18 protein-coding genes are annotated in these 21,294 nt (G+C 41.8%); 16 read left to right on the plus strand and 2 right to left on the minus strand.

The annotated features are described in order from the left end of the window. Positions 1 to 18 precede the first annotated feature (18 nt). Positions 19 to 753, minus strand: coding sequence for a head GIN domain-containing protein (locus G7Y45_RS04330; RefSeq protein WP_005812213.1), 735 nt, complete (start codon positions 751 to 753; stop codon positions 19 to 21). A gap of 120 nt (positions 754 to 873) precedes the next feature. Here G7Y45_RS04330 and G7Y45_RS04335 point away from each other — a divergent pair, with 120 nt between their 5' ends. Then, a complete protein-coding gene (locus tag G7Y45_RS04335) occupies positions 874 to 1,572 on the plus strand; it encodes a SprT family zinc-dependent metalloprotease (protein WP_022011219.1) in 699 nt (232 codons plus the stop codon). Positions 1,573 to 1,767: 195 nt separating this feature from the next. Here G7Y45_RS04335 and G7Y45_RS04340 read toward each other — a convergent pair whose 3' ends face one another. Next, positions 1,768 to 2,166, minus strand: a complete 399-nt coding sequence (locus tag G7Y45_RS04340) for a hypothetical protein (RefSeq protein WP_005779366.1) — start codon at positions 2,164 to 2,166, stop codon at positions 1,768 to 1,770. A 227-nt stretch (positions 2,167 to 2,393) separates the two neighbouring features. Here G7Y45_RS04340 and G7Y45_RS04345 point away from each other — a divergent pair, with 227 nt between their 5' ends. From G7Y45_RS04345 to G7Y45_RS04415, 15 genes are all read left to right on the plus strand, one after another. Next, positions 2,394 to 3,374: a GntR family transcriptional regulator gene (locus tag G7Y45_RS04345; RefSeq protein ID WP_005812205.1), complete on the plus strand. Its 981-nt coding sequence runs from the start codon at positions 2,394 to 2,396 to the stop codon at positions 3,372 to 3,374. Positions 3,375 to 3,446: 72 nt separating this feature from the next. Beyond that, the gene (fucI, locus tag G7Y45_RS04350; protein WP_005812202.1) at positions 3,447 to 5,219 is read left to right on the plus strand and encodes an L-fucose isomerase; all 1,773 of its coding nucleotides are present in this window, start codon (positions 3,447 to 3,449) and stop codon (positions 5,217 to 5,219) included. Between the two features lie 18 nt (positions 5,220 to 5,237). Continuing rightward, positions 5,238 to 6,392, plus strand: a complete 1,155-nt coding sequence (gene fucO / locus G7Y45_RS04355) for a lactaldehyde reductase (RefSeq protein ID WP_005812198.1) — start codon at positions 5,238 to 5,240, stop codon at positions 6,390 to 6,392. After that, positions 6,389 to 7,027 (plus strand): class II aldolase/adducin family protein, encoded by a 639-nt coding sequence (locus G7Y45_RS04360; protein WP_005812195.1) that lies wholly within the window; start codon positions 6,389 to 6,391, stop codon positions 7,025 to 7,027. Before fucO ends, G7Y45_RS04360 begins: the two co-directional genes overlap by 4 nt. 19 nt (positions 7,028 to 7,046) lie before the next feature. Continuing rightward, positions 7,047 to 8,459 (plus strand): rhamnulokinase family protein, encoded by a 1,413-nt coding sequence (locus tag G7Y45_RS04365; protein ID WP_005812193.1) that lies wholly within the window; start codon positions 7,047 to 7,049, stop codon positions 8,457 to 8,459. Between the two features lie 11 nt (positions 8,460 to 8,470). After that, positions 8,471 to 9,802, plus strand: coding sequence for an L-fucose:H+ symporter permease (gene fucP, locus G7Y45_RS04370; protein ID WP_005812191.1), 1,332 nt, complete (start codon positions 8,471 to 8,473; stop codon positions 9,800 to 9,802). 1 nt (position 9,803) lies between these two features. Beyond that, positions 9,804 to 10,919, plus strand: coding sequence for a hypothetical protein (locus tag G7Y45_RS04375; protein WP_229080799.1), 1,116 nt, complete (start codon positions 9,804 to 9,806; stop codon positions 10,917 to 10,919). Between the two features lie 170 nt (positions 10,920 to 11,089). Next, complete coding sequence (locus tag G7Y45_RS04380) at positions 11,090 to 12,241, plus strand: 6-bladed beta-propeller (protein ID WP_165014964.1); 1,152 nt, start codon at positions 11,090 to 11,092, stop codon at positions 12,239 to 12,241. Beyond that, complete coding sequence (locus tag G7Y45_RS04385) at positions 12,241 to 13,455, plus strand: 6-bladed beta-propeller (RefSeq protein WP_165015052.1); 1,215 nt, start codon at positions 12,241 to 12,243, stop codon at positions 13,453 to 13,455. The genes G7Y45_RS04380 and G7Y45_RS04385 overlap by 1 nt, the downstream gene beginning before the upstream one ends. Positions 13,456 to 13,592: 137 nt before the next feature. Further along, the gene (gene rimP, locus G7Y45_RS04390) at positions 13,593 to 14,060 is read left to right on the plus strand and encodes a ribosome assembly cofactor RimP (protein WP_005779347.1); all 468 of its coding nucleotides are present in this window, start codon (positions 13,593 to 13,595) and stop codon (positions 14,058 to 14,060) included. Between the two features lie 2 nt (positions 14,061 to 14,062). After that, complete coding sequence (gene nusA / locus G7Y45_RS04395; protein WP_005812181.1) at positions 14,063 to 15,325, plus strand: transcription termination factor NusA; 1,263 nt, start codon at positions 14,063 to 14,065, stop codon at positions 15,323 to 15,325. Positions 15,326 to 15,445: 120 nt separating this feature from the next. Next, complete coding sequence (infB, locus tag G7Y45_RS04400) at positions 15,446 to 18,496, plus strand: translation initiation factor IF-2 (protein ID WP_022012910.1); 3,051 nt, start codon at positions 15,446 to 15,448, stop codon at positions 18,494 to 18,496. Positions 18,497 to 18,570: 74 nt separating this feature from the next. Next, positions 18,571 to 19,074, plus strand: coding sequence for a CvpA family protein (locus tag G7Y45_RS04405; RefSeq protein WP_005812179.1), 504 nt, complete (start codon positions 18,571 to 18,573; stop codon positions 19,072 to 19,074). 5 nt (positions 19,075 to 19,079) lie between these two features. Continuing rightward, entirely contained in the window at positions 19,080 to 20,534 is a 1,455-nt protein-coding gene (gene sufB, locus G7Y45_RS04410) for a Fe-S cluster assembly protein SufB (RefSeq protein WP_005779339.1), read from the plus strand. Further along, positions 20,534 to 21,280, plus strand: a complete 747-nt coding sequence (locus G7Y45_RS04415) for a hypothetical protein (protein ID WP_005812177.1) — start codon at positions 20,534 to 20,536, stop codon at positions 21,278 to 21,280. Before sufB ends, G7Y45_RS04415 begins: the two co-directional genes overlap by 1 nt. Positions 21,281 to 21,294: the final 14 nt, after the last annotated feature.

Raw genomic sequence — 21,294 nt, forward strand, 5'->3', positions numbered from 1 at the left:
GGTCTTGTGATTATTGTATCAGATATTCTTAATAGTTCCCACTCCTTTTTTATTGAGTGATTTTATGGTAGGATTACCTTTATACTTAATGCTTCCCACTCCTCGTACGGCTGCATTGATAGATTCTACTGCGTTGCAGGTAATATCTCCTACACCCTGTGAACTGGCTTCTACTATATTGGCCTGCAGGTTTCCGGCTTCTATATTGCCTACCCCTTTAGAGTGAAGAGTAGCTGCCTGAACTGTTCCTTCAAGTTTTACATTTCCTACACCCATTGATTGCACATTTAAGCTACTGCAGATTAGTGATTTAATTTTTATATCACCTACTCCTTTGCTTTCCACATAGAGGTTGTCGGTAGTCAAACCGTTATCAATATGTACATCACCTACTCCTTTGAAGGAAATACTGTTTAAAGTTGGAGATGTAATTGTTATCTTCATCTTTTTGAAGTTGCGTACCTTTTTCGATTTATCGATGCTTAACAATAAGGTACTATCTTTTACAGCTACCTGTATTAACGCCACAATGTTATCCGGCCCATAGATTTGTACGTCTGTTTTTCCATCTGCGGATTGTGTGTAATAGATGTCACCTACGGTCCCCGCGTCAATTTTGTTGAACTCCTTCACTTTATAATCTCTCGTGATGAGTTTCTTACTGGGTTGAATACCTTCACCCATATATACGCAACTGCTCAATAACCCTGCTGTTAACAGTAATGTTGACAACATTTTAAAGATTGTTTTCATTTTATTTCGTTTTTAGAGGTTTCTATTAGTTTAGACGTAGGTTGAGTAGGAAAAGTTGCATCTATCTTTCTTTTTTCTGCAAAATAATCCGTTTATTTGTATTTATAATTAAGAACAACATTGGATAAGATTATTGAAGATAAGGAGTTAGGACGTCTGATCGTACGTGATAATGTGCGTGCCAAGAGACTCGTTTTTCGTACAAAAGCTGATGCGATCTATGTTAGTATACCTCCGGGAGTTACGATGAAGGAGGTAAAGGAGGCGATAGAGAAATTACGTTCCAGATTGTTGGATTCCAGGCAGAAGTTGATACGTCCTCTGATTGACCTGAACTATCGGATCGAGACAGAATACTTCAAGTTATCATTGGTTAGTGGTAAGAGGGAGAAATTCTTGGCTCATTCCGAATTGGGAGAAATGCGGATTATTTGTCCCCCGACGGCCGATTTTACAGATTCTAATTTACAGGACTGGCTCCGTAAAGTAATTGAAGAAGCTTTGCGACGGAATGCAAAGATTATCTTGCCTCCCCGGTTGTATATGCTTTCGGAGCGGTATGGGTTGCCTTACAAAAGTGTTCAGATAAATTCAAGTCGTGGACGATGGGGAAGCTGCTCTTCTCACAAAAAGATAAATCTCTCTTATTTTCTTGTATTATTGCCAAAGCATTTGATAGATTATGTTCTTTTGCACGAACTTTGCCATACTTGTGAGATGAATCATGGTGATCGTTTTTGGGATTTGCTTAATGGTTTCACCGGAGGTAAAGCTTTAGAGCTGCGCGAAGAGTTGAAAAAATATAAGACTGAGATTTGACATTGCAATCACAAAACAGATGTTGCAAGAATCCTTTCCACCAAAGATTACACTGATTGTTACAGATTGATTGCCGGCATTGATAATCGGTTTTGGGCTTTTTCATCTGTGCGAATCGGAATAATTCTGTAGTGTCTTTTGATATCTCCCTTTACAGTCTTTTATACCCTATGCGGTCAGGAAAAAAACGTCTTTCTATTTTTGTGGTAGCTGTTTGATACCGTCAATATCCTTTTCAAAACGGTAAGTACCACCTTTTTCACTCAGATCAAATGCGGCTACTGTTTCAGTCTGATTATTTACAATCATCAGTGCACTTTGCTCTGCGAAGCGTCCGACTTCGATAGCAGTAGGCTCTTCTTTAATCTGTTTATTCATGATCAAGCTGTCATTGACAAACAGTGAGATCGAATCACCCACGAAGCCTTTTGTCAGCTGAATGGAGTACGTTTCACTAAAGTGACGGACAGCTTCTTTTTCCCGTTGCAATCTCAGACTCATATATACAAAGATGACTACGACAAATATGACGGCAAATGCTAAAATGCCGTTTCCTACCATAAATTGCTTGTTAGTGTTAAGACGATGTGCCATAATACTATATTCTTTAATATTCGGGGTAAAGATAGCAAATCTTTTTGTATCTCATTTGTTTTTGTGTAAGTATAAAAGTTACAAAAAAATAACGAGATCTCTGAATTCTAATGCTTTTGTGTTATATAACATATCAGTTTACATTGTTCGAGCAGAATAAATTATCTTTCTTTGCATCGTGATAGTTCAGCATAGCTATCTATAATTAAAAACCTTTATTGATACGTATGAAAATAACTTTTGGACAACAAACGACCAAAGTAAAGCAATTGGCTGACAAGATTAGCTTTGATATCTCGATGGGAGTATATAAATCGGGAGATTCACTGCCTTCGATCAATCAACTTAGCCATGCGTATGAGGTTTCCCGAGATACTGTATTTAAAGCTTTTCTTGATTTAAAAGAGAGAGGAATTATTGATTCTACTCCCGGGAAAGGGTATTATGTGGTTGGAAGATTGAAAAATGTACTTCTTTTACTTGATGAATATTCACCTTTTAAATATGCACTTTATAATAGTTTTGTAAAGCGTTTGTCTATCCGTTATAAAGTCGACCTATTGTTTCATCAGTACAATGAACGTTTGTTCAATACCATCATCCGTGAATCGGTGGGACGATACAATAAATATATTGTGATGAACTTCGATAACGAAAAGCTGTCTCCTAATCTTTATAAGATAAATCCATCCAAACTTCTTCTTCTTGATTTCGGTAAATTTGAGAAAGAGGAGTTCTCTTATGTTTGTCAGGACTTTGACCAAGGATTCTATAATGCGCTACTTCAACTGGCAGATCGATTGAAGAAATATCAAAAACTCGTTTTCGTGTTAGTGAATGATAGCATGCATCCCCGGAGTAGCCGTGACTTTTTTGAGAAATTCTGTGCCGATCAACATCTTGGTTGTGAGGTAGTGAGTGATATTGAAGGACTTCAGGTTCGCAAAGGAGAAGTATATATAGCGATTCGTCAAATAGACGTGGTGAGTATTATTAAGAAAAGTCGTATTGAGGGTTTACAATGTGGAGTTGATTTTGGCTTAATAGGGTATAATGACACACCTGCTTATGAAGTGATAGATCAGGGAATAACTGCATTAAGTGTAGATTGGGAGAAAATGGGTGATAAGGCTGCCGAATTTGTTCTGCAGGGAAAAGCCATACAAGATTACCTGCCTACGGAAGTCAGGCTGAGAGCTTCTTTATAAAAGAGTTTTTCAGAATTGTGTGTCAGCACAGGTCAGCATGGAAGAATTGTCTAATGAATTTAATAATATAGTATGAAAAAGTATCCGAAAATCGGGATTCGTCCCACCATCGATGGACGCCAGGGTGGTGTTCGCGAAAGCCTTGAAGAAAAAACAATGAATCTGGCAAAAGCTGTTGCCGAGTTGATTACTTCTAATCTCAGAAATGGCGATGGAACTCCTGTGGAGTGTGTGATTGCAGATGGAACTATCGGACGTGTTGCCGAAAGTGCTGCTTGTGCAGAAAAGTTTGAACGTGAAGGGGTAGGAGCTACTATTACTGTCACCTCATGCTGGTGTTATGGGGCTGAGACAATGGATATGAATCCATATTATCCGAAAGCTGTTTGGGGATTCAATGGGACGGAGCGCCCGGGAGCGGTGTATCTGGCTGCTGTGCTGGCAGGACATGCACAGAAGGGGTTGCCTGCATTTGGTATTTACGGTCGCGATGTACAAGACTTGAATGATAACTCTATTCCTGCGGATGTGGCAGAAAAAATTCTGCGTTTTGCCCGTGCTGCTCAGGCTGTAGCTACGATGCGTGGGAAGTCTTACCTTTCTATGGGTAGTGTTTCTATGGGTATTGCCGGTTCTATTGTAAATCCGGACTTCTTCCAGGAATATTTGGGTATGCGTAATGAGTCGGTCGATTTGACAGAGATAATTCGCCGCATGGCCGAAGGCATTTATGATAAGGAAGAATATGCCAAAGCGATGGCTTGGACTGAGAAATATTGCAAAAAGAATGAAGGACATGATTTCAATGTGCCTGAAAAAACAAAGACACGTGCACAGAAAGATGAAGACTGGGAGTTCATTGTCAAGATGACTATCATCATGCGCGATTTGATGCAGGGTAATCCGAAGTTAAAAGAACTTGGATTTAAGGAAGAGGCTTTAGGACACAATGCCATTGCAGCGGGGTTCCAAGGACAGCGTCAATGGACGGATTTCTATCCGAATGGTGATTTCTCGGAAGCATTGCTCAATACTTCATTCGACTGGAATGGTATTCGTGAAGCATATGTAGTGGCCACTGAGAATGATGCTTGTAATGGTGTAGCTATGCTGTTCGGTCATCTGTTGACGAATCGTGCACAGATTTTCTCGGATGTACGTACTTATTGGAGTCCGGAGGCTGTGAAACGTGTTACGGGTAAGGAACTGTCAGGTATGGCTGCTAATGGTATTATTCATTTGATTAATTCGGGAGCAACTACTCTTGACGGAACAGGGCAGCAAACGGATGCCAATGGAGAACCTACCATGAAACCTTGTTGGGAGGTTACGGAAGGAGAAGTTGAGAAATGTCTGGAAGCTACTACTTGGTACCCGGCCAATCGTGATTATTTCCGTGGAGGAGGTTTCTCTTCTAATTTCCTATCGAAAGGAGGTATGCCCGTAACTATGATGCGACTGAACCTGATTAAAGGTCTTGGACCAGTGCTGCAGATAGCCGAAGGCTGGACAGTAGAGATTGATCCGGAAATTCATAAATTACTTGATGAACGTACGGACCGTACATGGCCTACTACTTGGTTTGTTCCTCGTTTATGTGATAAACCTGCCTTTAAAGATGTATACTCCGTGATGAATAACTGGGGAGCTAACCATGGTGCAATCAGTTACGGGCATATTGGTCAGGATGTGATTACACTGGCTTCCATGCTTCGTATTCCGGTTTGCATGCACAATGTGGAGGATGATCAGATTTTCCGTCCGGCGGCCTGGAATGCCTTCGGTATGGATAAAGAGGGAGCTGACTACAGAGCTTGTACTACTTATGGTCCTATTTATAAGTAACCTTTAGAAGAACGCAATATGATCAATCGATTTATATTAAACGAAGTTTCTTACTTCGGTCCGGGAGCACGTGAAGTGCTCCCTAAGGAAATCTCACGTTTGGGACTACACAAAGCATTTGTCGCAACCGATAAAGATTTGATAAAATTCGGAGTGGCGGACAAAGTGCTTAAGGTGCTGGATGCTGCTAAGATTCCTTATGTGATATTCAGTGAAATTAAGCCGAATCCTACAGTATCGAATGTAAAAGCCGGTGTGGAAGCATTTGCGGCATCCGGTGCGGACTTTATCCTGGCGATTGGCGGTGGCTCTTCTATGGATACGGCAAAGGCAATTGGGATTATTACTAATAATCCGGAATTCAGTGATGTCGTTTCATTGGAAGGCGTGGCGGATACCAAGAAGAAATCCGTACCTATTATTGCATTGCCTACTACTGCCGGAACGGCAGCAGAAGTGACTATCAACTATGTGATTACAGACGAACAGAACCAAAAAAAGATGGTTTGTGTGGATCCGAATGATATTCCGGCTATAGCGATAGTAGATGCCGAGCTGATGTATACACTTCCTAAAAGCCTGACTGCAGCTACGGGACTTGATGCACTGACACACGCTATTGAAGGGTTGATAACCAAAGGTGCATGGGAGATGAGCGATATGTTCGAAATTAAAGCTATTGGAATGATCAACCGTTATCTGGTGACTGCCGTTGAAGAACCGTCAAATGCGGAGGCACGTAATGGTATGGCAGTAGCCCAGTATATTGCCGGTATGGCTTTTTCGAATGTCGGTTTAGGAGTCGTTCATGGTATGGCACATCCGTTGGGAGCTATTTTTGATATTCCTCATGGCGTAGCCAATGCGTTGTTATTACCTATTGTTATGGAGTTCAATGCTCCGGCTGCTCTTGACAAATATGTAGAGATAGCTAAGGCTATGAACGTGTATTCTGCAGGTATGGCTAAAGAAGAGGCAGCTAAAGCAGCCGTAGATGCTGTAAAAGCATTATCTTTGAGGGTCAATATTCCACAACACTTGTCCGATTTGGGCATTCAGGAAAGGGATCTTGACCGTCTTGCTACAGCTGCGTTTGCTGATGTCTGTACGCCGGGTAATCCACGGGAAGTAACAAAAGAAATTATTCTTGATTTATATAAGAAAGCATTATGATAACTAATGAACATATCGAGCAGTATCTTGCTCAGGCACATCGCTATGGCGATGCTAAATTAATGTTGTGCAGCAGCGGTAACCTTTCATGGAGAATCGGTGAAGAAGCACTTGTTTCCGGAACGGGTTCTTGGGTACCGAACCTGCAGAAAGAAAAAGTATCTGTTTGCAATATTTCTACGGGTATACCCCAGAATGGAGTAAAACCTTCTATGGAAAGTACTTTTCATTTGGGAATCCTTCGTGAACGTCCGGATGTAAATGTAGTTCTGCATTTTCAATCGGAATATGCTACAGCTGTTTCCTGTATGAGAAACAAACCGTCAAATTTCAATGTAACTGCTGAGGTACCTTGCCATGTCGGTAAAGAGATTCCTATCATTCCTTACTATCGTCCGGGTTCGCCTGAACTGGCTGAAGCTGTTGTGGAAGCGATGAAAGAGCATAACTCTGTATTGCTGACCAATCATGGACAGGTGGTGTGTGGTAAAGATTTTGATCAGGTGTACGAACGGGCCACTTTCTTTGAAATGGCTTGCCGGATTATCGTTCAATCCGGAGGAGATTATTCGGTCCTGACTCCGGAAGAGATTGATGATCTGGAAATATATGTGTTAGGAAAGAAAACAAAATAGAAATAATGACGACCAGCTTATGAGTACTTACTTAGCAGCTGACTTTGGTGGAGGTAGTGGCCGTATTATGGCCGGTACCCTCACTGAAGGTAAGCTAAAACTGGAAGAGGTATATCGTTTTGGTAATCGGCAAATTAGACTCGGAAACCATGTCTATTGGGATTTTCTTTCTCTCTTCGAAGAAATGAAAAACGGACTTCGTGTCGCTGCCCGAAAAGGCTATCTGGTGAAAAGTATCGCTATAGATACTTGGGGAGTCGATTTTGGGCTGATTGACAAAGATGGTAATCTGTTGGGGAATCCGGTTTGTTACCGTGATTCTCGTACTAATGGTATGCCTGAGCGGGTGTTTAAGCAGATTGATCAAGCTGCCCATTATGCAGAAACAGGTATCCAAGTGATGCCTATCAATACTCTGTTTCAACTATATAGTATGAAGCAGAACAACGATGTACAACTCCGGGTAGCTGATAAACTATTATTTATGCCTGATTTGTTCAGCTATTTCCTTACAGGAACAGCGAATAATGAATATTGTATTGCTTCTACTTCTGAGTTACTTGATGCTTGTCAGCGCAACTGGTCGGATAACTTGATTAGTGAATTAGGATTACCCCGACATCTTTTTGGTGACATTGTGCTTCCCGGGACTATTCGCGGTAAACTGAAACAAGAAATTGCGGATGAAACCGGTTTAGGCTGTATTGATGTCGTTGCTGTCGGTTCACATGACACAGCCAGTGCTGTATTTGCTGTTCCTTCCAATGAACCGGATCGGGCTTATCTTAGTTCGGGAACCTGGTCCTTGCTCGGAACAGAGATTGACCAACCGATTTTGACGGAGGAAGCACGTTTGGGAGGATTCACGAATGAGGGTGGCATACAAGGCAAGATACGCTTCTTGCAGAATATAACCGGGCTTTGGATTTTACAACGTTTGATGGCTGAGTGGAAAGAACGGGGCGAAGAAACCAGTTATGATCGTGTGATAGCCGAAGCAACGTTATCAGATATCCGTTCGGTAATCGATGTAGATGATTCCTCTTTTTGCAATCCGGACTGTATGGAAGAGTCGATTGCTGAGTATTGTCATAAGCATCATTTGAGAGTGCCGGTTTCTCAAGGAGAGTTTGTTCGTTGTGTCATTGAATCATTGGCACACCGTTATAAATTAGGAGTTGAACAGATGAATCGCTGTCTGCCGGTACCGGTTAAACAACTCCATATTATTGGAGGAGGCTGCCAGAATCGTTTGCTAAACCAACTTACTGCAAATGCTTTAGGCATTCCGGTATATGCAGGTCCGGTGGAAGCGACTGCTATCGGCAATATCTTAGTACAAGCAAAAGCTCAAGGTGAAATAGATACTTGGGAAGAGCTAAAAGAAATTATCATAAACAGTGTAAAACCTCAGGTATATTATCCTGAATAACCCGACAACCCATGAAAAACACCAACCGTTCCATTCTTCATAAAGATGGAGTTAGTTATATCCTGCCATTTATTTTAGTGACTTCTTGTTTTGCCTTATGGGGGTTCGCTAATGATATTACCAATCCAATGGTAAAGGCCTTCTCGAAAATATTTCGTATGAGTGTCACCGACGGGGCATTGGTGCAGGTCGCTTTTTACGGAGGCTACTTTGCGATGGCCTTCCCTGCTGCAATGTTTATTCGTAAATACTCTTATAAAGCCGGTATCCTGCTGGGACTGGGGCTATATGCTTTGGGTGCCTTGCTATTTTTCCCGGCAAAGATGACAGGCGATTATTACCCTTTCCTGCTCGCTTATTTTATTTTGACGTGTGGACTCTCGTTTCTGGAAACAAGTGCTAACCCTTATATATTATCGATGGGTACGGAGGAGACGGCGACCCGACGATTGAATCTGGCGCAGTCGTTTAATCCAATGGGATCATTATTGGGTATGTATGTAGCCATGAACTTCATTCAGGCGCGTCTGAATCCCATGGATACGGTAGAACGCAGCCAATTGTCTCCGTCTGAGTTTGAGGTATTGAAAGAGTCGGATTTGTCCGTGCTGATTGCCCCTTACCTGATTATAGGATTAGTGATTCTTGCCATGCTTTTTCTGATACGTGCCGTTAAAATGCCTAAGAATGGTGATAAGAATCATAATATTGATTTTATACCAACGCTAAAGCGTATTTTTAAAGTTCATCATTATAGAGAAGGAGTCATAGCGCAATTCTTTTATGTGGGTGCACAGATTATGTGTTGGACTTTTGTTATCCAATATGGAACACGCTTGTTTATGTCGCAGGGAATGGAGGAGAAGGCTGCTGAAGTGCTTTCTCAGGAATATAATATAATTGCTATGATTATTTTTTGCATAAGCCGTTTCGTGTGTACATTTATTCTTCGCTACCTGAATCCGGGGATGCTTCTCAAGATTCTTGCGATTGCGGGTGGTGCTTTTACGTTAGGTGTGATTTTTTTGCAAAACATATGGGGATTGTATTGTTTAGTAGCTGTTTCGGCTTGTATGTCACTAATGTTTCCCACGATTTATGGTATTGCTCTTCGTGGTTTGGGTGATGATGCCAAGTTTGGGGCTGCCGGTTTGATTATGGCAATTCTGGGAGGTTCTATCTTGCCACCATTACAGGCTTGTATTATTGACCAACATACATTGTTGGGTATGCCTGCTGTAAACTTGTCTTTTATACTTCCTTTTATCTGTTTCGTAGTGATTATCATTTATGGACATCGTACTTGTGCACGTGTGAAGAAGATAAAAGCAGCACGAAAGTAATATGGAGAATCGGATGCGGCGTTTGACGATTCTTCTGAGTAACTGTTTTCTTCTGCTTGTGTCATTAGTTTCTTGCGGGAAAGTGCCATTAGCGGAAGAAGCAGTGTTTTCTATACCGGTGGATACGGCATTTATGAGGCTTCGTCAATGGGAGTGGTATTGTCAGAAACGGGCTGACAGTTGCCTGACAGAGAATAATTATCAGGGAGCTTTATCTTGGCTGGATTCCGCTCGTATCCAAGTGGAACATTACGGACGTCCTTATTATATATTGGCACGCGGGGACGTATATTATTCCACCCATCAATATGATTCTGCCCGTCGTTATTTTAGTATGGCAGCCCATTCCATTCATCCGCATATTGCTATCGAAGCTTGGAGGAAACTTGCAGAACTGGAACTTATGGAAGGAAATGAGAAGCAAGTGTTCTATTCTACGCAGAAGGCAGATGCGCTTTTCCGGGTGGAGATAGGCCATGTGCAGAGTGATAACAGTGAAGCTCTATATCAGGAAGAGAGGTTGAAAAACGAGTTAAACCAATTGAAGATTGCCAAACAGAATCGGGAAATTGCCATGTTAACTTTGAGCCTTTGTCTGATTATACTGATTGCTTTGTTTATTTTCTACCGGCAAAATAAGATAAAGCGTGAAAAAGAGCGTCTGCTTCTTGAAGAGAAAGCCAAGTTGGAGCAAGAGAACCAAATACTGAAACAAACTGAAGAGTTAAGTGCTTTGAGAGAAAAAGAGGCGGTTTTGCGAGAGTCTTTGTTCCGTAAGGTCGATGTTTTGCGTAAAATACCCTCCCTCAATGAAGAAGAGCAGGAGAGTGGTGAACATCGCATAGCTTTGTCGGAAAGAGAGTGGGAGGAAATTCGTCAGACGGTGGATAATGCTTATGATGGGTTTTCACAACGGTTGCTTGCACGCTTTCCTTTGTTGACCTTAAAAGATATTTATTTCTGTTGTCTGGTGAAGATCAATGTCAGTATAAAGGACCTTTCCGATATTTATTGTATTAGTCGTACCTCGGTTAGTAAAAAGAAATTTCGCATCAAGCGAGAGAAGCTTGGAGCAGAGGATTCGGACTCTTTAGATGACTTTTTGCGTGGCTTTTAGTTCTCGGAAACTTGTTTGTCCATGCTGTTTTAAGAGGTGGTTTATGTAATATCTTGATATGTAGTATGATAGCATGTCCATTTTTGAAGTGCTTTGTCTATATCCCTTTTTGTTTTTCCTGTACCCGATGGTTAATTTTGCAATATCAAAACTTTAAAAATGTACATGATATGTTGAATCGACTGAACTATTTCATTATGTCGGCAGGGCTGCTTGTTTTAGTAGCATGTTCGTCTAATTCCGGGAAACAGATAGAGGTGGCAAATACACCTTTTGTTTACGATGGATTAAAAGAGTATCCGGTAAAAGAGTTGAAACTGTCCGATCTGGCAGTTAGTGATTATGTGGCATTAAAAGACAATGAAAATTCATTGTTGGGTAGGTTACCGACAAATCCTTGTATACAGGTCACTGAAGACCGGATTTATATTCAGGATGAAGAGCAGCAGGCTATATTTATTTTTGACCGTCAGGGAAATCCATTATTGCAAATGCGTCATAAAGGAGGCGGCCCTCAGGAATGGGCATCTCTGAACTCTTTCTATGTGGACAGTCCTAACAAAGAAATTATAGTGTTGGACCGCGCTAAAAAGTTTATAGTTTATGATTTGAATGGGAAATTTAAACGAAGCTTCCCGACACCCGGTTGCTCTTGGAAGTTTGCTAACTTGAATGATAAGGCTGTATTGGTATATTGTCCTTTTACAAAGCGTAATAACGGAGAGGCAGTTTGCATCCTTTCTAAAAAAGATGGCAAAAAGTTGCATGTGTGTCCTATTACGATAGATAATTTTGTGTGGGATAGCGAGGGGCGTATTGGCTATGAACCATTGAAGCCTGCTTATGGTGGGATTTTATTTTCAGATTTATCATTGAAAGGTGTGTATTTTATTGATGCTGAAACATATGAAGTAAAACAGGTTATTGATGAAGTGACAGAATATAAATTTGAAAATGCAGAGTTCGTTAAGCTACATCCGGCGATCGATGCTAAAGACTATACTTTGTATACTACGCTCGGTACGAAATGGTTGACTCCGGATATGCCAATGAACTATTATTATTTCGATAAGAAGGAGCAGAAAATGTATACTTTGAAAAATGAAACCGGATGGGCTGTTTTAAAAGATGTCTGCAATGTACAGAGAACCCGTACAACAAATACTCCAGGTATCGGCATTGGTTATTATTGGCCTTCTACTATGAAAGGAGAGTCGATGCAAGCTGAAAAAGAGCAGTTTGACCCTCGTTTCCGGGCAATAATGGACTCTATACCTGAAGAAGGTAACCCTGTATTACAAATTATGAACTTCAATAAATGATGAAGCTGTTCCGCAAGATATTGATTATTTGTCTTCTTGGGAAGTTAATGGCTTGTTCGCCATTAGCTTCCGGGGAGATAAATGATGTTTGGGGGCATAAGCAAGTGGCTACGGTTGAAATGGCAGGCTCTGATAGCGTTTGGGTTTGCCACTTGTCTATGTTGAAGGATACGGTTACTGTACCTCTTAGTCATTTTGTCGAGGAACTGGAAATGGTCAAACTTGATAATCGGGATGCTGCATTGGTATCTCCTTCCAAAACAATTATTGGCAAACAGTATATTTTAGTATATAAAATGGGGCATGTCCCTTTCAAACTTTTTACTAAAAGCGGGACCTATTTGAGGGATATCGGTTCCTTTGGTCAAGGTGCGGGTGAATATGGCTTAGCTTACGATGCACAGATGGATGAGGAAAATAACCGGCTTTATGTGTTATGTTGGCAGGCCGACCATATCTTGGTATTCGATTTACAAGGAAATATACTTCAACCGATTCGATTGGGGCATTGGTCACCTAAAGGGGTATTTCATGTAGAAACGGAACGAGGACGAGTGCATGTTTGTGCTCTTTCTTTTAATCGTGACTTTGTAGGTGATAGGCATTCGCCTATGATTTGGACGCAAAGTTTGGATGGCAAGATTATAAAAGAACTTTCGGCAGGGTATTTGGCCGTGAATGATTATGGAAATGAAATCAAATCTCTGAATAATGGGACGGTGATGGATATCGGTTTCTGGTTTGGAGGGCAATATCGTAACGATTCATTATATCACTATAATAACCACGAGTTTAGGCTCGTTCCACGTTTTACGCTTGATTATGGAGGACATGAGTTGACCCCACACAGCTTCGGAGAGTTGCCGAATCACTTCTGGGGAGAAATATCATATCCTGTAAGGCTAAGTCCACATTCGTCAACTACCACTCCTCCGGAATATTATATGGTTGATAAACATACTTTACGAGGCGCTTTTGTTGAAATATACAATGATTTCTTAGGTGGCATTCCTGCTGACTGGTTCTTTTCATCTCATGACGGATATTATGTTTGGAATGTTGAACCTGCACGATTGAAGCAAATGGTTGAGGATCGTTTGTCTTCAGGTGAGATTATCTCGGATTCGGATCGAAGAAAGCTGACCGAACTGCTTGGGAATATTAAAGAAAACGATAACAATTATATTTTCTATGGTCGATTGAAATGTAGATAGTTCCTGTTTTTTTCTTATCATTTCTTTTTTTTCTCTAATATTTTGTAGTCGAACAGATTATTTATATCTTTGCACCCGAAACGGATGAAAGGTGGAGGGGCGATTAAGCTCCTTTTTTTGTTCTTAATAGTTAATCAATGATAGAAAAAAGAACTGTTTGTCAGATTGTTGAAGAGTGGCTGGAGGGAAAAGACTATTTTCTGGTAGAAGTGACCGTCAGCCCTGATGACAAAATTGTGGTCGAAATTGACCATGCAGAAGGGGTTTGGATTGAAGACTGTGTGGAGCTGAGTCGCTTCATTGAGTCGAAACTGAACCGTGAAGAGGAAGATTATGAGCTGGAAGTAGGTTCTGCCGGAATCGGACAGCCATTTAAAGTATTGCAACAGTACTATAACCACATCGGCCTGGAGGTGGAAGTACTGACTAAAGGCGGACGCAAACTGAGCGGGGTCTTGAAAGATGCCGATGAAGAAAAGTTTGTTGTGACCGTACAAAAGAAAGTAAAACCCGAAGGAGCCAAACGTCCTCAGTTGGTAGAAGAGGATGAAACCTTCACCTATGATGATATAAAATATACTAAATACTTAATTAGTTTTAAATAATTATGGCCAAGAAAGAAGAAACAATCAGCTTGATTGATACATTTTCGGAATTTAAGGAACTGAAGAATATCGATAGAACCACGATGGTAAGCGTGCTTGAAGAGTCGTTCCGTAGTGTGATCGCGAAAATGTTTGGCACTGATGAAAATTACGACGTAATTGTGAACCCGGATAAGGGTGACTTTGAAATATGGCGTAACCGTGAGGTAGTGGCAGACGAGGATTTGACTAACCCGAATATGCAAATTTCGTTGACTGAAGCACAAAAAATCGATGCTTCTTACGAAGTGGGTGAAGAAGTAACCGATGAAGTGATTTTCGCTAAGTTCGGTCGCCGTGCTATTTTGAATCTTCGTCAGACACTGGCTTCTAAAATTCTTGAGCTTGAAAAGGACAGTATTTATAATAAATACATTGATAAAGTAGGTACTATCATCAACGCAGAAGTATACCAGATCTGGAAAAAAGAGATGTTGCTGCTTGACGATGAAGGAAACGAGTTATTGTTGCCGAAAACAGAGCAGATACCAAGCGATTTTTATCGTAAAGGAGAAACTGCCCGTGCAGTGGTGGCACGCGTGGACAACAAAAACAACAATCCGAAGATTATCCTCTCGCGTACTTCTCCGGTTTTCCTGCAGCGCTTGTTCGAGATGGAAGTACCTGAAATAAACGATGGCTTGATTACCATCAAAAAGATTGCCCGTATTCCCGGTGAACGTGCTAAGATTGCGGTAGAATCTTATGATGACAGAATTGATCCCGTAGGAGCCTGTGTAGGTGTAAAGGGAAGTCGTATTCATGGCATCGTACGTGAACTTCGCAATGAAAACATTGATGTGATTAATTATACATCAAATATTTCATTGTTTATCCAGCGTGCTTTAAGCCCGGCCAAAATCTCTTCTATTCGGTTGAATGAAGAAGAACGTAAAGCTGAGGTATTCCTGAAACCGGAAGAGGTATCGTTGGCTATTGGTAAAGGCGGTTTGAATATCAAACTGGCCAGTATGTTGACTGAGTACACTATCGACGTGTTCCGTGAGTTGGATGAAAACGCGCAGGATGAAGACATTTATCTGGATGAATTCAGAGATGAAATCGACGGATGGGTGATTGATGCTATTAAAGCAATTGGCATTGATACGGCTAAGTCCGTATTGACTGCACCTCGCGAAATGCTGATTGAAAAAACGGATCTGGAAGAAGAGACGGTGGACGAGGTATTACGCATTTTGAAATCGGAGTTTGAAGATAATGAATAATAGATCAATGCGATGATGTGCCGATATGCCAATAAACAGAAAGGGCGTATAGGAATTGGCACATTGGCATATTGAACGATTATCAAATTATTCTTTCTCCATTATTCTTTAAATTAAAGTATGACGATAAGGTTAAACAAAGTTACAAGAGATTTAAATGTAGGAATCGCGACGGTAGTTGAGTTCTTGCAAAAGAAGGGGTATACCGTTGAGGCAAACCCGAATACGAAAATTACCGAGGAGCAGTATGCAATGCTCGTGAAAGAGTTCAGCACAGATAAGAACCTTAGACTTGAATCGGAACGTTTCATTCAGGAACGTCAAAACAAAGATCGCAACAAGGCATCTGTTTCTATCGATGGTTATGATAAAAAAGAGCCGGAGAAAACTGTTGCTGATGATGTGATTAAGACGGTCATTCCGGAGGATGTACGTCCGAAGTTTAAACCTGTCGGAAAAATAGATTTAGATAAACTGAACCGGAGAACTGAAAAAGAGCCGGTGAAAGAAGAACCGAAACCACAACCTGTAGTAGCTACTGAAGAAAAGAAGGTGGCGGAAGAGGTTAAGCCTGTTGTCAACGAAGTGAAAAAAGAAGAAGTCGCTATGGCTCCTGTTGCTTCGGAATCGAAACCGGTGAAAGAAGAACCGAAACCGGTGGTGGTTGAAAAGCCTGCAGAAACAGAGAAGAAAGTGGTTGAGGAAGTCAAGAAAGAAGAACCCAAAGTCGTGGTATCTCCAGAAAAAACAGAGAAGAAAGAAGAGAAACCGGTAGCAGAAGCACCGGCTACTCCAGTAGAGAAGGAAGAGGAGGGCGTATTTAAGATTCGTCCGACTGAGTTTGTATCTAAGATTAATGTTATCGGACAGATTGACCTGGCTGCATTGAATCAGTCGACCCGTCCGAAGAAAAAATCGAAAGAAGAAAAACGGAAAGAGCGTGAAGAAAAGGAAAAACTTCGTCAGGATCAGAAGAAACAGATGAAGGAAGCCATCATCAAGGAAATCCGTAAAGAAGATAATAAACAAGCTAAAGTAGCCGGTAAAGAAAATCTTGATCCCAACGGTAAGAAGAAACGTAACCGCATCAACAACAATAAAGAAAAAGTAGATGTGAACAACGTTGCTTCTAACTTTGCGCACCCCACTCCAAACAGTGAGCGTACCAATAATAACCGTGGAGGAAATCAGCAAGGTGGCGGCGGACAAAACAGAAACCGTAACAACAATAATAAAGATCGCTTTAAGAAGCCTGTAGTGAAGCAGGAAGTGAGCGAAGAAGATGTAGCAAAGCAGGTAAAAGAAACTTTGGCTCGTCTGACAAGTAAAGGTAAGAACAAAGGAGCCAAATATCGCAAGGAGAAACGTGATTTGGTATCGAACCGTATGCAGGAACTGGAAGATCAGGAGATGGCAGAAAGCAAGGTACTGAAATTGACAGAATTCGTGACTGCCAATGAATTGGCCAGTATGATGAATGTATCTGTTAATCAGGTTATCGGAACTTGTATGAGTATAGGTATGATGGTTTCTATCAACCAGCGTCTGGATGCGGAAACAATCAATCTTGTTGCTGAAGAATTCGGATTTAAGACCGAATATGTCAGTGCGGAGGTAGCTCAGGCCATTGTTGAAGAGGAAGATGCTCCGGAAGATCTGGAACACCGTGCTCCGATTGTTACAGTAATGGGTCACGTAGACCACGGTAAAACTTCATTGCTTGACTATATCCGTAAGGCAAATGTAATTGCGGGTGAAGCCGGAGGTATCACACAGCATATCGGTGCATATCACGTTACATTGGAGGACGGACGTAAGATTACATTCCTTGATACTCCGGGTCACGAAGCGTTTACTGCAATGCGTGCCCGTGGTGCGAAGGTAACGGATATCGCGATTATTATCGTAGCTGCCGATGATGATGTAATGCCTCAAACTAAGGAAGCTATCAATCATGCTGCGGCTGCGGGTGTTCCTATAGTATTTGCTATTAATAAGATTGATAAACCCCATGCTAATCCGGAGAAAATTAAAGAGACACTGGCTCAGATGAATTATCTCGTAGAAGAGTGGGGGGGTAAATACCAGTCGCAGGATATTTCGGCCAAGAAAGGTCTTGGAGTACCCGAACTGATGGAGAAAGTCCTTTTGGAGGCAGAAATGCTTGATTTGAAGGCAAATCCGAACCGCAATGCTACGGGTTCAATTATTGAATCAACTCTGGACAAGGGACGTGGATATGTTGCTACTGTATTGGTTTCCAATGGTACGCTGAAGGTAGGTGATATTGTGCTTGCCGGAACAAGTTACGGCCGTGTAAAGGCGATGTTCAATGAACGTAATCAACGCGTAACACAAGCTGGACCTTCGGAACCGGTATTGATTCTCGGTTTAAATGGGGCTCCTGCCGCAGGTGATACATTCCATGTGATTGAGACTGATCAAGAGGCCCGTGAAATTGCCAATAAGCGTGAACAATTGCAGCGTGAACAGGGATTGCGTACTCAGAAGCTGTTGACTCTCGATGAAGTGGGACGTCGTATTGCTTTGGGTAACTTCCAGGAACTGAACGTAATTGTGAAAGGTGATGTGGACGGCTCTATCGAAGCATTGAGTGATTCGTTGATCAAGTTGTCTACCGAACAGATTCAGGTTAATGTGATCCACAAGGCTGTAGGTCAGATTTCAGAATCGGATGTGACATTGGCAGCTGCTTCAGATGCTATTATCATTGGATTCCAGGTGCGTCCGTCAGCTTCAGCGCGCAAGTTTGCCGAGCAGGAAGGAGTAGATATACGTTTGTATTCTGTAATTTACGCTGCTATCGAAGAGGTGAAGGCTGCTATGGAAGGTATGCTTGCTCCGGAAGTGAAAGAGGTGGTGACTGCTACTATCGAAGTGCGTGAGGTATTCCACATTACTAAGGTGGGTACTGTGGCCGGTGCCGTTGTGAAAGAAGGCAAGGTGAAACGTTCGGATAAGGCTCGTCTGATCCGTGATGGTATCGTAATCTTCTCAGGTTCTATTAATGCCTTGAAGCGCTTTAAAGATGATGTGAAGGAAGTAGGTACAAACTTTGAATGTGGTATCAGCCTTGTCAACTACAACGATTTGAAGGTAGGGGATATGATTGAAACTTACGAAGAAGTAGAAGTGAAGCAAACTTTATAATTCTCACGAAACTGAAAATATACGGAGGCACAGAGTGATTACAACTCCGTGTCTCCGTTTTCGTTTTACATAGAATGACTACCATAGATATTATCATACTGATTGCCCTTGGAGCCGGTGTTATTATCGGATTTATGAAAGGCTTTATCCGGCAGCTTGCCTCCATACTTGGATTGATTGTGGGGTTGCTGGCAGCAAAAGCTTTGTATACTTCACTGGCTGTAAAGCTATGTCCTACAGTGACAGATTCCATGACTGTGGCACAGATATTGGCATTTGTCATTATTTGGATAGCTGTACCATTAATCTTTACGTTAGTGGCTTCAGTGTTGACAAAGGCGATGGAGGCAGTTTCGCTTGGCTGGCTGAATCGTTTGCTTGGAGCCGGACTTGGAGCCTTGAAATATCTTTTACTGGTGAGTCTGGTTGTCTGTGTCATTCAATTCATAGATACAGATAGCCAGTTGATTAGTCAAACAAAGAAGGAGGAATCCTTGTTATATTATCCTATGGAAAGGTTTGCGGGAATGTTCTTTCCCGCAGCAAAAGAGGTTACACAACAATATATACTCAAATAAAAATGATGCAACAAGAAGAACCCAATAAATATGTAAAAGAACTCACGCAGGAGAAGTACAAATATGGCTTCACTACGGAGGTACATACAGATATCATAGAGAAGGGACTCAATGAAGACGTAGTGCGGCTTATCTCGTCTAAAAAGAACGAGCCGGACTGGTTGTTGGAATTCCGTCTGAAAGCCTATCGTCATTGGCTGACACTGGAGATGCCTACCTGGGCACACTTGCGTATACCTGAGATTGACTATCAGGCCATTTCGTATTATGCCGACCCTACAAAGAAGAAAGAAGGTCCGAAGAGTATGGATGAAGTTGATCCGGAACTAATAAAGACATTCAATAAATTGGGTATTCCTTTGGAAGAGCAAATGGCACTGAGCGGTATGGCTGTGGATGCAGTGATGGATTCAGTATCTGTGAAAACGACCTTTAAGGAAACACTGATGGAGAAAGGTATTATCTTTTGTTCGTTCAGTGAAGCAGTGCGTGAACATCCCGACCTGGTGAAGAAGTATCTTGGATCTGTAGTAGGTTATCGGGATAACTTTTTTGCTGCATTAAATTCCGCGGTATTTTCAGACGGTTCTTTCGTTTATATTCCTAAAGGGGTACGCTGTCCGATGGAACTTTCCACATACTTCCGTATCAACGCAGCCAATACCGGGCAGTTCGAACGTACATTAATCGTAGCAGATGACGATAGCTATGTTTCCTATCTGGAAGGTTGTACCGCACCAATGCGGGACGAGAATCAATTACATGCCGCTATTGTCGAGATTGTGGTACACGATCGTGCAGAAGTAAAATACAGTACCGTTCAGAATTGGTATCCGGGTGATGCCGAAGGTAAAGGTGGAGTATACAATTTTGTGACGAAACGTGGTAATTGTAAAGGAGTAGATAGCAAACTCTCGTGGACTCAGGTTGAGACGGGATCAGCCATTACCTGGAAATACCCTTCTTGCATTCTCTCAGGTGATAATTCTACCGCTGAATTTTATTCGGTAGCAGTGACAAACAATTACCAACAGGCAGATACAGGAACTAAAATGATTCATTTAGGTAAGAATACCCGTAGTACGATTGTCAGTAAAGGTATATCTGCCGGAAAAAGTGAGAACTCTTACCGTGGGCTGGTTCGTGTAGCCGAAAAGGCGGATAATGCCCGTAATTATAGCCAGTGTGATTCATTGTTGCTGGGTGATAAGTGTGGTGCACATACTTTCCCCTACATGGATATCCATAACGAAACAGCAGTTGTTGAACATGAAGCAACTACCAGTAAGATTAGTGAAGATCAGATATTCTATTGTAATCAGCGTGGCATTTCCACTGAAGATGCCATTGGGCTGATTGTAAACGGCTATGCAAAGGAGGTACTTAATAAACTTCCGATGGAATTTGCTGTAGAAGCTCAGAAGTTGCTTACGATCTCTCTTGAAGGTAGTGTAGGATAATGGGGTGCAAACGAATTGGTTGGTTATTGATATTCCTGCTTTATGTAGGTATAGCGTTTGCACAGAATCTGGATGATCAGGAGAGAAGATGGGCAATCAGTGGCTCTTGGGGAGGAGACTGGCCGATAGTAACAAAGAACACACTTTCGGGAAAAGCTGTTTCTACAGGCCATATACATACTTTATTGCTGGAGTATTATATCCCTTATACCCGTTTCTCTTTGAAGGGCGGTTATACAGGTGAAGAGATAAAACTGAATCCCGGTATTTCTGCCTCACTGAGCAATTTGGAAGTGGGAGGGCGATACTATTTCCTGCCACAACGTTTTGTGATTCAGCCTTACGGGGGACTTTCCACAGCATGGAATCTGTCTCCACGTCGACAATACGGCATAACCAGTGGCAGTTACTACGATCCTTCAAGGCAGGAATTTCGTAAAGACTACGATTGCCGATATCAGGTAAAAGAACCGCTATTCACTATCTCTCCGGTGATAGGGGCCGATATATATTTTCTTTCGTGTCTTGCTTTCACCCTGGAGTATAATTTCCGGATGGGCATTGCCGGAAGAATGAATGGAGAAGTAGAGAAGACTAATTCCCGGGGGACCGGGATAGTGCGTAGTAGCGGGATGCGGCAGACATTAAGCGTAGGAGTGAAAGTGAATTTTCCTTTTACTATTACGCAGACAGACGGCAATTCCATACTGCAATTGTTGGACGAAGTTATTTTTGGAGAAGAATAGATAATGAAATAATT

This window comes from Bacteroides sp. ZJ-18 (genome assembly GCF_011038705.2).
In the GTDB taxonomy this organism is placed as follows: domain Bacteria; phylum Bacteroidota; class Bacteroidia; order Bacteroidales; family Bacteroidaceae; genus Bacteroides; species Bacteroides hominis.

Coding starts and splice junctions, on each gene's coding strand:
- sufB (WP_005779339.1), top strand. CDS start 19,080: ATGCAACAAGAAGAACCCAATAAATATGTAAAAGAACTCACGCAGGAG.
- G7Y45_RS04380 (WP_165014964.1), top strand. CDS start 11,090: ATGTTGAATCGACTGAACTATTTCATTATGTCGGCAGGGCTGCTTGTT.
- fucP (WP_005812191.1), top strand. CDS start 8,471: ATGAAAAACACCAACCGTTCCATTCTTCATAAAGATGGAGTTAGTTAT.
- nusA (WP_005812181.1), top strand. CDS start 14,063: ATGGCCAAGAAAGAAGAAACAATCAGCTTGATTGATACATTTTCGGAA.
- G7Y45_RS04330 (WP_005812213.1), bottom strand. CDS start 753: ATGAAAACAATCTTTAAAATGTTGTCAACATTACTGTTAACAGCAGGG.
- G7Y45_RS04385 (WP_165015052.1), top strand. CDS start 12,241: ATGAAGCTGTTCCGCAAGATATTGATTATTTGTCTTCTTGGGAAGTTA.
- rimP (WP_005779347.1), top strand. CDS start 13,593: ATGATAGAAAAAAGAACTGTTTGTCAGATTGTTGAAGAGTGGCTGGAG.
- G7Y45_RS04415 (WP_005812177.1), top strand. CDS start 20,534: ATGGGGTGCAAACGAATTGGTTGGTTATTGATATTCCTGCTTTATGTA.
- G7Y45_RS04340 (WP_005779366.1), bottom strand. CDS start 2,166: ATGGCACATCGTCTTAACACTAACAAGCAATTTATGGTAGGAAACGGC.
- G7Y45_RS04365 (WP_005812193.1), top strand. CDS start 7,047: ATGAGTACTTACTTAGCAGCTGACTTTGGTGGAGGTAGTGGCCGTATT.
- G7Y45_RS04405 (WP_005812179.1), top strand. CDS start 18,571: ATGACTACCATAGATATTATCATACTGATTGCCCTTGGAGCCGGTGTT.
- infB (WP_022012910.1), top strand. CDS start 15,446: ATGACGATAAGGTTAAACAAAGTTACAAGAGATTTAAATGTAGGAATC.
- G7Y45_RS04360 (WP_005812195.1), top strand. CDS start 6,389: ATGATAACTAATGAACATATCGAGCAGTATCTTGCTCAGGCACATCGC.
- G7Y45_RS04345 (WP_005812205.1), top strand. CDS start 2,394: ATGAAAATAACTTTTGGACAACAAACGACCAAAGTAAAGCAATTGGCT.
- G7Y45_RS04375 (WP_229080799.1), top strand. CDS start 9,804: ATGGAGAATCGGATGCGGCGTTTGACGATTCTTCTGAGTAACTGTTTT.
- fucO (WP_005812198.1), top strand. CDS start 5,238: ATGATCAATCGATTTATATTAAACGAAGTTTCTTACTTCGGTCCGGGA.
- fucI (WP_005812202.1), top strand. CDS start 3,447: ATGAAAAAGTATCCGAAAATCGGGATTCGTCCCACCATCGATGGACGC.